This is a genomic window from Chitinophaga niastensis, assembly GCF_003014755.1.
GTDB classification, from domain to species: domain Bacteria; phylum Bacteroidota; class Bacteroidia; order Chitinophagales; family Chitinophagaceae; genus Chitinophaga; species Chitinophaga niastensis.
Map to the genome: position 1 here is coordinate 1055211 of NZ_PYAW01000001.1, position 13198 is coordinate 1068408.

Annotated in this window: 12 protein-coding genes; 7 read left to right on the top strand and 5 right to left on the bottom strand. The window is 41.7% G+C overall.

Translation table 11 applies throughout. From position 1 onward, the window contains the following. Position 1: 1 nt before the first annotated feature. From CLV51_RS04465 to CLV51_RS04475, 3 genes are all read right to left on the bottom strand, one after another. Entirely contained in the window at positions 2 to 328 is a 327-nt protein-coding gene (locus CLV51_RS04465) for a DMT family transporter (RefSeq protein WP_106526795.1), read from the bottom strand. Positions 329 to 512: 184 nt separating this feature from the next. Then, positions 513 to 1415, bottom strand: a complete 903-nt coding sequence (meaB, locus tag CLV51_RS04470; RefSeq protein ID WP_106526796.1) for a methylmalonyl Co-A mutase-associated GTPase MeaB — start codon at positions 1413 to 1415, stop codon at positions 513 to 515. A gap of 9 nt (positions 1416 to 1424) precedes the next feature. Continuing rightward, a complete protein-coding gene (locus tag CLV51_RS04475) occupies positions 1425 to 2243 on the bottom strand; it encodes a glycosyltransferase family 2 protein (RefSeq protein WP_106526797.1) in 819 nt (272 codons plus the stop codon). 137 nt (positions 2244 to 2380) lie between these two features. Between CLV51_RS04475 and CLV51_RS04480 the strand changes: the two genes are divergently transcribed. The 4 genes from CLV51_RS04480 to CLV51_RS04495 all read left to right on the top strand — a co-directional run bounded on the left by CLV51_RS04480 (position 2381) and on the right by CLV51_RS04495 (position 5712). Next, entirely contained in the window at positions 2381 to 3016 is a 636-nt protein-coding gene (locus CLV51_RS04480) for an LON peptidase substrate-binding domain-containing protein (protein ID WP_106526798.1), read from the top strand. A gap of 201 nt (positions 3017 to 3217) precedes the next feature. Next, positions 3218 to 4483: a BamG family beta-barrel-assembly machinery protein gene (bamG, locus tag CLV51_RS04485; protein WP_106526799.1), complete on the top strand. Its 1266-nt coding sequence runs from the start codon at positions 3218 to 3220 to the stop codon at positions 4481 to 4483. 128 nt (positions 4484 to 4611) lie between these two features. Then, positions 4612 to 5163 carry an LPS export ABC transporter periplasmic protein LptC gene (gene lptC, locus CLV51_RS04490; protein WP_106526800.1) on the top strand — a complete coding sequence of 184 codons (552 nt, stop codon included), beginning with the start codon at positions 4612 to 4614 and terminating at the stop codon, positions 5161 to 5163. 210 nt (positions 5164 to 5373) lie between these two features. Further along, positions 5374 to 5712 carry a tRNA-binding protein gene (locus tag CLV51_RS04495; protein ID WP_106526801.1) on the top strand — a complete coding sequence of 113 codons (339 nt, stop codon included), beginning with the start codon at positions 5374 to 5376 and terminating at the stop codon, positions 5710 to 5712. Between the two features lie 656 nt (positions 5713 to 6368). Here CLV51_RS04495 and CLV51_RS04500 read toward each other — a convergent pair. Continuing rightward, complete coding sequence (locus CLV51_RS04500; protein WP_106526802.1) at positions 6369 to 8519, bottom strand: S9 family peptidase; 2151 nt, start codon at positions 8517 to 8519, stop codon at positions 6369 to 6371. Positions 8520 to 8812: 293 nt separating this feature from the next. Here CLV51_RS04500 and lysS point away from each other — a divergent pair, with 293 nt between their 5' ends. The 3 genes from lysS to CLV51_RS04515 all read left to right on the top strand — a co-directional run bounded on the left by lysS (position 8813) and on the right by CLV51_RS04515 (position 12133). Beyond that, positions 8813 to 10321 (top strand): lysine--tRNA ligase, encoded by a 1509-nt coding sequence (lysS, locus tag CLV51_RS04505; protein ID WP_106526803.1) that lies wholly within the window; start codon positions 8813 to 8815, stop codon positions 10319 to 10321. A gap of 187 nt (positions 10322 to 10508) precedes the next feature. Continuing rightward, positions 10509 to 11342 (top strand): universal stress protein, encoded by an 834-nt coding sequence (locus CLV51_RS04510; protein WP_106526804.1) that lies wholly within the window; start codon positions 10509 to 10511, stop codon positions 11340 to 11342. A 35-nt stretch (positions 11343 to 11377) separates the two neighbouring features. Continuing rightward, positions 11378 to 12133 (top strand): DUF4197 domain-containing protein, encoded by a 756-nt coding sequence (locus CLV51_RS04515; protein ID WP_106526805.1) that lies wholly within the window; start codon positions 11378 to 11380, stop codon positions 12131 to 12133. Between the two features lie 180 nt (positions 12134 to 12313). On the opposite strand, the gene CLV51_RS04520 is transcribed toward CLV51_RS04515, so the two are convergent. Then, positions 12314 to 13198, bottom strand: a complete 885-nt coding sequence (locus CLV51_RS04520) for a flavin reductase family protein (RefSeq protein WP_106526806.1) — start codon at positions 13196 to 13198, stop codon at positions 12314 to 12316.

Genomic DNA, 13198 nt, shown 5'->3' on the forward strand with positions numbered 1-13198 from the left:
TTTATTCGTGACCGGATACAAATTTTAATCCTATAATAGAGCCTATCAGTACTACCAGGAAAAATATACGCCATACAGCTGCAGGCTCTTTAAAAAAGATCATACCAGCTATCACAGTACCTGCGGCACCAATACCAGTCCATACTGCATAAGCGGTGCCTATTGGTAATCCACCATTAATGGCTTTATTGAGGAAAAGGAAACTCAGCGTTATACAGGCAAAAAAGCCTACAGACGGCCATAGTTTTGAAAAATTTTCAGAATACTTTAAGGAAATAGTAAAACCTATTTCAAATAGTCCACCAATGACTAGGAATAACCAAGGCATAATACCAGATTTATAAGTGATTAAATAAAGTGCAAAAAAGTTAGGGGCATGAAATGCCCGTCCCCTCTGAATCAGAGGCCGTAATTAAAAACTGCGTAAGCGATAGATATGCCAAATGAAGAAAAACGCATGGGGCAAAGGTAGTAAAATTGCGCTAATGTTTTGGGATATAGGATATGTGCAGTCAGCTTTTGGTGCTTATATAACGGTAAAGATTAAACGTTTTTTGTTGTACCTGTTGTGCTATTTCCTGTTGTAATTGTTGTTTGCTTACATCTTTCATACGGCGATGCTGGATAAGCTGGTAAGCTTTTTCAGTAAGGAGTAAAGTATGTCGGTGCTGTTGGTGAGAAACTATTTCATGATGCTGGTTGATAGCCGTTGTAATTTCGTATATCCCTTCCTGTTGGGTAGCAACAGATTTGATAACAGGTATCTCCCATCCGCCATGGTGCTTGCTATGGGATAGTAGCCGTAAGTTTTTTACAAAGGCATCCGCACTATCTCTGTCAGATTTATTTACAACAAAAATATCTGCAATCTCCATCAAGCCTGCTTTCATCGTTTGTATTTCATCACCGGCTTCGGGCACAACCACTACAATGGTGGTATCAGCAATCCCCGCTATCTCTACTTCACTTTGTCCTACACCCACTGTTTCAATAAAGAGATAATCAAATCCGGCGGCTTTGATGATATCACTTACTTCTATAATCTTCGGACTTAAACCGCCTAATGCACCTCTGCTGGCCATAGAGCGGATGAATACGAGTGGATTATTAAAGTGCTGGCTCATTCTGATCCTATCGCCCAGTAAGGCACCGAAATTAAATGGGGAAGAGGGATCTACTGCAATAATAGCAACGCTTTTTTGCTGCTCCAGTAAGTGAGTGATGAGGGCGTTTACCAGTGTACTTTTACCGGCACCGGGAGGTCCGGTAATGCCTATTACTTTTGTGTGGCTGTTAGCCGGAAGCCGCTCCAGCAGCTGTTCATAGCCGGCGGCCTCATTTTCTACCAGGGAAATGCACCGGGCCAGCGATTTAATATTTCCATTCAACAGTCCGTCTATAAATGGCTGGTACATGTGTACACTTTAATGAACTAAGTATTCCAGTATTCCTTTTTCAGCTTTTATTTTTTTGCTACTCACAGCTGCTTTCACCAGTATACTGTTTTCCTGATGTTTTCCCCTGGAGTTTTCACGATGGTATAAATGAAAGGCTACACCACCCATCTTGATGAATTTTTTCTGCACGCCTGCATTTAGCAGTCTTACAGCAATATCATTGTCTTCCATGCCCCAACCAGTAAAATTTTCATCATAGCCGTTTACGGTAATCAGGTCTTTTTTCCAGAACGACATATTACATCCTTTTACATAATATTTGTAGTGGCCGCTTACTTTATATCGCTTAGATAAAAATCTTGATAGTGGCGCGCAACGTATTGCATTAAATAAATGACTGAATGGGGTAGAAGAATAACTGATAGGAATATTTGGATCCTGAAATAATTTATTAGTTGTTTGGGCAGATAATAAAGCCCTGCTTCCGGTGATGAAAAATCCTTCTTCTGCCAGCATCATATGATCTTCAATAAAATGTTTGTCCAGTATCAGATCTCCGTCTATTTGTATAATATAGTCCGCTGTAGACTGTGCTATTCCCTTATTCCTGATTTTAGCCAGGCGGAAGCCATTATCTTCCTGCCATACATGAATAATAGGCACCGGGAAATTCTTTTTTACATTAGTTATTAATTCTCTGGTTTCTTCTCTAGAGCCATCATCAGCAATGATAACCTCTGTGGGAAGGATTGTTTGTGTTTTAATGCTGTTAAGACATAAAGCTAAGGCTGCAGGCCAATTGTATGTAGAAATCAACAATGATATTGTGGATGTGGCTGTTAGCATGTTTGCGAGTAAGTAATAATGTTATCTATAAAGGTATTTCTTTTATTTAATATATAGATACTGTTGACCTAATAAGCAGATTAACGACACCAGATGACAGATGATTTTTTAACTTTAGCAAAATACTACTTATTAAGATGACCAATTTCATTTCCATATTTCCGCTTGGTGTGGTGGTATATCCGGGAGAACAGCTGAATCTGCATGTTTTTGAACCTCGTTACAAACAACTGATCGCTGAATGTGTAGTGGAAAAGAAACCATTTGGTATTCCTGTGGTAATAGATAAGAAAATTATGGAATATGGTACGCTGGTGGAGATTGAGCGGATAGAAACCACCTACGATAACGGGGAAACTGATATTGTAACACTTGGTATTGGCGTGTTCAGAATGCTGGAACATATAATAGATATACCTGATAAGTTGTATGCAGGGGCCATTGTAAATTATCCGGAAAATTATGAAGTGGGCAGTTCAAGGCTGTTGCAGGAGGTATTGCATGGGGTACGGGAACTGCACGCCATTTTACAGGTACATAAAACATTTAAAAAAGAAGATGATCAACTAACGGCCTACGACCTGGCACATCATGCGGGATTGTCGCTGGATGAGGAATACGAACTACTCCATCTTTTTTATGAAACCCAGCGATTGGAGTACCTGAAGCGGCATTTACACAAAGTAATCCCTATGATGGCGGAAATGGAGCGGCTTAAAGAGCGTGTAAAGCTAAATGGGCATTTTAGAAATCTCTCCGCTGATAATTTATAATTTTTATTAAGATGCTTGTCAGGTAAAGCTTTTAGCGGTTAAATCCTTCAACTTTAACGTGCATTTAACAGGTGTGTTTTTGGATTTTTTTGCTTCCCGCCTTAAAAAGTAGATATTTGCAGACCCGTATTTTCACTGGAATAAGGGCTTAAAACTCAATTCTGTTACTAAATGCATTGGACAAAAGTCAGTATTCTTTGCTTGGTTGGATGTTTATTCCTGCTCGCAAACAAAGCTATCGCACAGGATAATTCACCATATTCCCGCTACGGATTAGGAGACCTGAATAACAACCAGAATACCGTTAATCGTGGCATGGGTGGTGTTTCTCAGGCCTATAGCGATCCGCAGTCTGTTAATTTTATTAATCCGGCCAGCTATTCAAGTCTGTTGCTTACCACATTTGATATTGGTATAGAAGGCGGTTCCAGATCAATTGCGGATAAGAACGCAAAGTTCAATTCCGGTTTCGGAACACTTTCGTATCTGCAGTTGGGAATTCCTGTTATCAAAAACAAATGGGGACTTAATATTGGACTGCGCCCGGTAACAAGGGTATCCTATAATATTCAGGAACCATCTACCGGAAATTTCTTCGATACACTGAAACTACCACTGACCAACAAATATGAAGGTAGCGGCGGACTTTATCAGTTATACGCCGGTACCGGTGTTCGTTTTGGTAACCTCAGCGTTGGGGTTAACCTGGGCTACTCCTTCGGTAACGTTGAAACCAATACCCGCATTATTTATCCTACCAGCGATATATATGCTTCCAATCATTTGAACCGTACCAGCTACAGCAGCTTTTTCTATAAGCTCGGTTTGCAGTACAGAGCCAAAGTGGCCAAGGATATGGATCTTACTTTCGGAGCATCCGGAAGTTTGAAACAAAATATGCATGCACGCCAGGAAAAACTGACCGAAACTTTATTATATAACTCGTCTACCGGTAATTTCACTAATCAGGATACGGTTCAATATATTAAAGGCGACAGAGGTACAGTAACATTCCCGTCTGAATTTGCAGGTGGTATCATGCTCCGCAAATACGACAAATGGATGATTGGTATGGATTTCAATACTACGCAATGGGGTGACTACAGAAGTTTCGGCAACAAGGATTCTCTCCAAAATGCATGGAAAGTATCTGTGGGCGGACAAATTGTTCCCAATGCTACAGCCCTGAGCGGTTACTGGAACAGGGTAGCTTATCGCCTGGGTGCCTACTATGGTCTGGATTACCTGAAGTTGAATGGTAAGGATATGCCACTGATGGGATTCACAGTAGGTGCTGGTTTACCGGTACGCCGACTGCCCTACTCCAATCAGTATAGCATGATTAACCTGGCTTTTGAAGTAGCACACCGTGGTACTAATGAAACAGCGCTGAAAGAAAATATCTACCGCGTATCAGTAGGATTTACATTGAGCGATAAGTGGTTTATCAAACGTAAATACGAATAGTATATCAACATATTATAAATGAATTGTAAAAGTGGAATGCGATAAAAAAAGCATTCCACTTTTACGTTATAGTCCTCCATCGTATATTTGGAAATATTTTAAATTATCTCCCCGGGGGGAAATAACCAATGATTAAAAGAACCATCTTATATCTTCTCATAGCCGTTGCCGTTAGTAGCTGCGAAAACGATATACAGGCTGTAATGGAGTTTGACTCCAAAAAAGCAGCCACTGAAAACGGCGTGGACATCATTACCATCTTCAGTCAGGGCGGAAAAGTAAATGCAAAGCTCATGGCACCTTCCATGGAGCGTAGCTTGGATAAGCCATCTTACGTGGCATTCAAAAACGGGCTTAAAGTATTTATGTACAATGATACGCTGGGACTGGAAAGCACGCTCTCTGCCAAACATGGCAAATACCTGGAGGACGAAGGCGACGTTTTTTTATCTGATAGTGTAATAGTGATCAATAAAAAAGGGGAAAGGCTGGATACCAAAGAGTTAAACTGGGATCCTAAACGAAAAATATTTTACTCTACCCAGGAAGTATTTATCAAAACACCTACCGATTCACTGCACGGCTGGGGATTGGAAGCCAACGAGGATTTCAGCCAGAAGAAAATCTTAAAAGTAAGCGGACCTATTACTGTTCAGGATAGTACAGCCGCACTTAACTAATTCAAACCAACACAAATGTATCAACGAAAGAACCCCACCTCTGCAGGTGGGGTTCTTTCGCTTTAACCTATTTTTTAACCTAAAATTTGTAATATTAAAACCAATAATTATGCCAGTTTGTTGTCAGATAACCGGCAATAAGTGTAAATATCCCATGGTTTGCTTAGGTGAAAAGGGTTTATTATATTTAATTGAAACAATAGAAAGAAAATGGAAACTATTAGCTGGCAGGATTTTAAAAAAGTGGAAATAAGGGCTGGTACTATCGTAGAGGTCAACGATTTTCCAAAGGCGAGAAACCCTTCGTATCAATTACAGGTAGATTTTGGGCCGGAACTGGGAATCAAAAAATCATCTGCCCAAATAACACAGCTCTATTCAAAAGAAGAATTAATAGGTAAACAAGTGGTGGCGGTAGTCAACTTTCCCGTGAAACAAATCGCAAACTTTATGTCCGAATGCCTGGTTCTGGGTGTTGTAGGCGAAAATAAAGAAGTAGTGCTCTTACAACCAGATAAGACTGTAAACAACGGTCAACGCATAGCATAATTAATTTTAATAAATAATCATTGCTTCTTCGTTTAGTATTGTATTGCAATCAGTAATAAATATATGAAATATATAATTCTATATTATTATAATATTATTATTTCCTTAATATAATAACATATTATCCATTATCCGCTGTTTACGAACAATAATGCGTCGTTCACGGAAATGAAACCCAGGACTGGATTCCCTGGTATATCTTTGTTTTAGGTTTTTCATAGGATATGGTTAAAATTATTACAAGGGCGGTATTCTTACCACCCTTTTTTTTTGCTTATCTCTCCGGATACAGCCTTAAATGCCCATAATCACCAGGATTTACCACTAACTGCATTATAATCAATTAATTAGATAGGGGTATTCATATGCACTAATGTAATGAAGTGTTTTTAGGCCGCATACGTTCACCTTCTTATTTGCTGCGTTCCCTGAATAAAATGCATCGTTCACTAGAATGGACAACTTTGATTCACAAAAAGCGAGCACCTTTGGTATAGGTTTTTCAATAAAGATATGGTTAAAATTTTTCGGGGCTGTAGTCTTGCAGCCCTGTTTCTTTTTTTATACCTCCCAACATTGCACACTACAACTTATTATAAATAAAAAACTCCGGTCCTTTAAAGACCGGAGTTTTTTTATATGGTTAAGCTGCTGCTCTACTTGGTAAAGGCGGCAGGATAAGTTTTATTCAACAGGTTATTATAAATGAAACGGTAAGATTCGCCGGCAGAATGCACACTCTTTAATCCACCCCAGCCATGGCGCTCGCCCGGATACAGCATAAATTCAAAATGTTTATTCAGGTTCTCCAGCTTATCTATCAGCTGAATACAGTTCTGCATGTGTACGTTATCATCCATGGTGCCGTGTACAATACGGATCAGGCCCTTGTATTTGTCGGCGTAGGTCATTACGGATGTAGCTTTGTAGCCTTCCGGATTTTCCGCCGGGGTATCCATATAGCGTTCTGTGTAATGGCTATCGTACAACTGCCAGTCAGTAACAGCATAATTGGCCATTCCGTGCGTAAACACATCAGCCCCATAGGTAAGTGCCATACAGGTCATATAGCCGCCAAAACTGCCGCCTGTCATACATATTTTGCTGCTATCGGCCCAGGGCTGTGAACGCAGCCACATGGCAGCATCCATATAATCTTCAATTTCATGCTTACCCAGCTGCCGGTGGATATAATTCATACCCATTTTGCCTAACTGTCCGCTGCTTCGGTTGTCGATAGCTACCTGTATTACTCCTTCCTGTGCCCACCATTGTTGTATGTTACCATATTTCCAGGTGTCGTAAACGGTACCGGCATTAGGGCCGCCATAAATACTGATGAGGATCGGGTATTTTTTCCCGGCTTCCATATGCAACGGCATCGTGATAGTTAATGGTAATTCGAGACCATCGCGGGTTTTATATGTCTTTAACTCCGTTTGAGCCAGGTTGTAATTATCAAATTTTTCGCCTTTACTGTCACCCAGTTCACGCACTACTTTCCCGTTATTGTCTATCAGCGCCATCTTTGAAGGCGTTTGCAGGTTGGAATAGGTAGTGATAAAGTATTTACCACCGGGCGCCATTTTAATCAGATTGTTATAGTTTCCGTTAGTAAGACGGGTAATAGCACCGGATTTCATGCTCACTTTGTACAGGTCAAAACGGGTAGATGCTTCTTTGCGGGCAGTAAAATAGATCAGCTGGTTGGTCTCATCTATCTCCAGCACCGATTTCACGGTCCAGTTGCCGGAAGTAAGCTGCTTTTTCAGGGAGCCATCCATATTATACAGGTACAGGTGCGACCAGCCGGTTTTATCACTCTGCAGCAGGAAGCCCTGGTTCTTTTGAAGAACGGGTACCGCATCAAACCAGTCGATCCAGGTTTTCTGCTTTTCGTCGTAGATTTCTTTTTTCGCGCCACTCTGTGGATTGATGCTGTATATTTTCAGGTTATCCTGGCCACGGTTCATCCATTGCATCCACAATTGCTGGCTATCATCTGTCCAGAAAGGCGTACCAAAGTACTGGTCATCATTTTCATTAAAATCGGCCCAGGTGGTAACACCGCCGGAAACAGGCACTACGCCCACTTTCACAGCAGGATTAGGATCGCCGGCTTTAGGGTAACGGGTGTTTTCCAGGTAGCCATGCTGGCCTTTTTCGCTGTAGATAGGAAATACAGGCACCTTAGTGTCGTTAAAGTGCATGTAGGCAATTTTACGGCTGTCCGGGCTCCACCAGAAAGCACGGTAGTGGGTAGGGCGACCTAATATCTCTTCATAATATACCCAGGATGCCCAACCATTATAAATAACATCGGAGCCATCGTTGCTATAACGGATTTCTTTTTTAGTGGCTATTTCTACGCTGTACAGATCATTGTTGCGGGTAAATGCCACATATTTTCCATCCGGGGAAAGTGTAGGATTCTTCTCTTCTGCAGCGTCGTTGGTTAACCGAACGGTGGTACCATCTGCCGCCTTATAAAACACATCTTTTTCACGTACTTCCACGCTGGGGCCATCTACCGGTGCAGTGTAGATAACAGCTTTACCGGTACGGGCATCTATTTTCCATGCCTGCATCCGGCCGTTTACCGCGTCCGGGCGCATTTCCAGGTAATGCTCCGCATCACTCCATTCCCGGATAACGGGTAATGGCTTGCTGATATTGGTAGCCTTGCCGCTAAATGCCTGTTCAAAAGTAATATCCTGCTTTTGTTGTGCCTGCAGGTGTGGAACAGCCAGTAGCAGTAAAGCTGCACCGCTGATGCAGGTGGGTTTTAACCATTGTACGCTTGTCATAAATTTTAATGTATCAGGTGGTTTTTAGTTGATGTTGGCGGGCGAAAATAAGCATAACTGAAAAATAGCGACAACAATTTATATAAACGGATATCGCCGGTAAACCAGCAATTGGCTAAATCCTACCAGTTATGAAAGAATTACCTGCGTCCCGTAATCGGAGCTGCAAATAGCAGTGGAAGCCACTATCTTTAAATCGGTTTTCATAGGATATGGTCAAAAAATAAGAGGGCTGTAGTCTTACAGCCCTTTTTACTATTTTTGCACTCCAACAGGCAATTTCAACTTACTACATGACACAATTATCTGAGCAAGAGATTATACGCCGGGAAAAATTACAGGAGCTGCATAATTTAGGTATAGACCCCTACCCTGCAGCGGAGTACCCGGTTAATGATACTTCCGTGAATATAAAAACCAATTATTCGGAAGAAACAAAAGCACAATTCCAGGAAGTATGCCTGGCCGGCCGTATCATGAGCGTGCGCGACATGGGTAAGGCTGCATTTGCTGTTATACAGGACAATGCAGGTCGTATCCAGGTATATATCCGCCGCGATGATATTTGCCCTGGTGAAGACAAATCCCTGTACGATATCGTATTTAAGAAGTTGTTGGATATCAGTGATTTTATTGGGGTAAAAGGATATGCCTTTATTACCAAAACCGGTGAAACATCTATCCACGCTACAGAAATAACTATCCTGGCCAAGGCGCTCCGCCCGCTGCCAGTGGTAAAGGCGAAGGAAGGAGAAGTGTTTGACGAGGTAACTGATCCTGAATTCAAGTACCGTCAGCGGTATGTAGACCTGGTTATTAATCCGGAAGTGAAAGAGGTGTTCATCAAACGCACCAAAATCATGCAAACCATCCGCGATTTTTATAATAACCTGGGTTACCTGGAGGTAGAAACTCCCATCCTGCAGCCTATTCCGGGTGGTGCTACTGCGCGTCCGTTTATTACGCATCACAATGCACTGGACATGCCACTGTATCTCCGTGTAGCCAATGAGTTATATCTCAAACGCTTGATCGTAGGCGGTTTTGAAGGGGTGTACGAATTTGCGAAAGATTTCCGTAACGAAGGGATGGATCGTACCCACAATCCTGAATTTACCGTAATGGAAATGTACGCTGCGTATAAGGATTACGAATGGATGATGCGTACGACAGAAACATTGCTGGAAAAGATAGCAATTACTTTACATGGTACTACTGCCGTACAGGTAGGTGATAAAACCATCGACTTTAAAGCACCTTTCCGCCGTGTAACAATGTTTGAAGCGATCCAGGAACATACTGGTATTGATATTTCCGCTATGGATGAGGCACAGCTGCGCGAAGTTTGCAAACAGCTTGGTCTCCACGTAGATCCTGAGTTTGGTAAAGGAAAACTGATAGATGAAATTTTTGGTGAGAAATGCGAAGGCCATTACATACAACCTACCTTCATTACAGACTACCCGGTAGAAATGAGCCCGCTGACCAAAAAACATCGCAGTAAAGCCGGACTGGTGGAGCGTTTTGAGCTGATGGTAAATGGTAAGGAAATTGCCAATGCTTACAGTGAGCTGAATGATCCTATTGATCAGCGCGAACGTTTCGAAGAACAGGTACAACTGATGGAGCGTGGAGATGATGAAGCTATGTATATCGATTACGATTTCCTACGCGCCCTGGAATATGGAATGCCGCCTACATCCGGCATTGGCATTGGTATCGACCGTTTAACGATGCTGATGACCAACCAGCCTTCTATTCAGGATGTGCTGTTTTTTCCGCAGATGAAGGCAGAAAAATAGTTTCACACAAAGGCATAAAATAAAAGAGCAAAGGCGCAGAGATTTTTATGATCTCTGCGCCTTTGCTCTTTTATGCCCCTGCGTGAAAAGTGGCATTAAATTTTCTTTAATCCCGGTTAGAGCGTTCATTTACGGTTGCACATCCTTAACTTTAATTAGTTCTTCCAAGTATCTAAAAATTAGCCATATGAAAACAATTTTAGTACCCACTGATTTTTCTGATACCGCGTATAATGCAGCTACTTATGCGCTGGCGCTCGCCGCTAATTTGGGCGCTACCCGTATTGTATTATACCATGCATATGAGCTGATAGTTCCCATTCCGGATGTGCCCACTGTAGTGCCTATGGTAAATCCGGATGACCTGAGAGATGCCAGTTTGGATGGTCTGGAAAAGATGAAAAAAGAACTCAGTGCACTTGTTTCCTCCGATACTACTTTGGTAGTTCGTGCTGATAACACGCTGCTGGCTGCTACTATAGATGATGTATGTAAAAATGAAGGAGCAGACCTCATCGTAATGGGTATTACCGGTGGCAGCAAACTGGAAGAAATACTGGTTGGGTCCAACACTATTGATGTAGTGAAACATACTCAATGCCCGGTGCTGGTAGTACCTGGTATAGCTAAATATAAACCCATTAAAAAAATTGTTTTTGCCGTAGATCTTCGCAAAGTAGCAGAAACCACACCTATGGAGCCATTGAAGAAATTATTACATATTTTTAATGCAGAATTGCATGTCATAAATATTGATCACGAAAGCAAACATTTCAGTACAGATACACCTTTTGAAACACTAATGCTGGATACACTGCTGGAAGATTTTCAACCGGTATATCATTTCATCGATAACCCAAATGTGGTGCAAGGAATTGTAGAATTTGCAGAAGAAAATCATGCGGATCTCATTCTCACTATTCCTAAAAAACACGGGTTGTTTGAAAGCATTTTTAAGCGCAGCAGAACTTCAAAACTGGCCTATCAAACTCATATACCTTTACTTACAATACACGAATAAATTTTATACATTTGATACATATTCATTATAACACTATGCTTAAAAGATCATTATTAGTGCTGCTGGGCTTTTTTTGCCTGCAGGCAAGTCAGGCGCAATTCCTGGACAAGCTGAGTAAGAAATTGGGCAAAGCAACTTCCTCCAATACTGGTGGTAGTACGGATAGCAGTAAGGGCGCTAATTTTACAGAGTCGGAAGCTGGTTCTGCTATCAAAGAAGCGTTAGCTAAAGGTGTAGCAACAGGCATCGCAAAACTGAATAAGACGGATGGTTTTTTTGGTAGTGATGTCTATAAAATGTTACTGCCGCCAGATGCTGTAAAAATTGGTAATACCCTCCGTTCTATTGGTTTGGGCAGCGAAGTAGATAAGGCTATCCTGCAGATTAACCGTTCAGCGGAAAAAGCAGTGGGATATGCTGCTCCTATCTTTGTCAATGCCATCAAACAAATGACACTGACAGATGCACTGAACCTGGTTAAAGGAGGTGGTAATACAGCTACCGATTTCTTTAAAAGCAAAACTACCGACCAGCTGAAAACAGCTTTTTCGCCAGTAGTAAAAGGCTCCCTGGACAGCACCAGCGCTACACGTTATTACGCGGATATTGTTAACACATATAACAAACTGCCGACTACATTCAATAAAGTAAATCCTGATCTGCAGGACTACGTAACCACTATGGCCGTAAATGCGTTGTTTGATCAGATAGCTAAAGAAGAAGCCGCCATCCGCGCAAATCCTGCTGCAAGAACAACAGACTTGCTGAAGAAAGTATTCGGTGTGAAATAAATTTGCCTTTCCCAGGATTAGGCTGATTACACTGATTTTCTTTTTTTGATTTAAAAGGATTTAAGAAGATTAGCGGAGATCAAAGCGAATGTTTCCGCTTTGATCTCCGCTAATCTTTTTTTAATCTATAAAAAAATCAGTGTAATCATCATAATCAGCCTAATCCCGGGAAAGACAAAATCAACTCTCAGCCGCTAATAGTACCTGCCACGCTGCTTCTACCTGCCCCTGCTCTAACAATTTTTTTGCATAGTAATGCAATTCTTTCTCCATTTCCTCCGGCGTTACGCTATAATATTGAATAATATTTTTAAGATGATCATCATTGAACGCTGCATTAATGAACGGTACTTCATTCACATTACCCAGTTGCCCAAGATTATTGCCTGTAAGGATATGACTATTACGGATAGATAACGGTAAAGCATCTACGCCAATACCCAGTTTGGTATTGGGCTTAGCTACTTCAAATACTGCACTGCCGGAAGCGCGGCAATAAAAATCGCCGCCCATGCGGGCTACGAGGTCTATTTTATGCGGATCTATTTTGCCGTGTTCATTCAGAATGTTTTCATTGATATGCAGCATAACAGGCTCACAGATCACCAGGTTGCCGGCGCCGCCTTGCTGGCCTGTTTCAATCACCTGTTTTACGATACATTCCATTTGCACCGGACTTTCTTTTACCCTGAAAGGTTTCACCTTTTCAGATGGCAACGCTGTAAAGCCGGCTTTTTCAAACTCATTTACACCCTGGGGGTACTCACAGCTGGCCAGAGAGGTTTGTTGCACCATTGCATAACTTACTACGTTAATCACTACCTCTTTGGTGGCGTAAACATTTTCCAGTGTATGCTTCGTTGTATTATCGCGTACCCTGCGGGAAGGTGAAAATATCAACGTAGGCGGATTGGAACCAAATACATTAAAGAAACTAAATGGCGATAAATTGGGTCGGCCGTCTTTATCCATTGTGCTGGCAAAGCAAATAGGCCTGGGTGCTATAGCACCCAGCAGATAGGCATGTAGCTCACTGGTTTTTATCTGGGAAGGATCTATCAACAT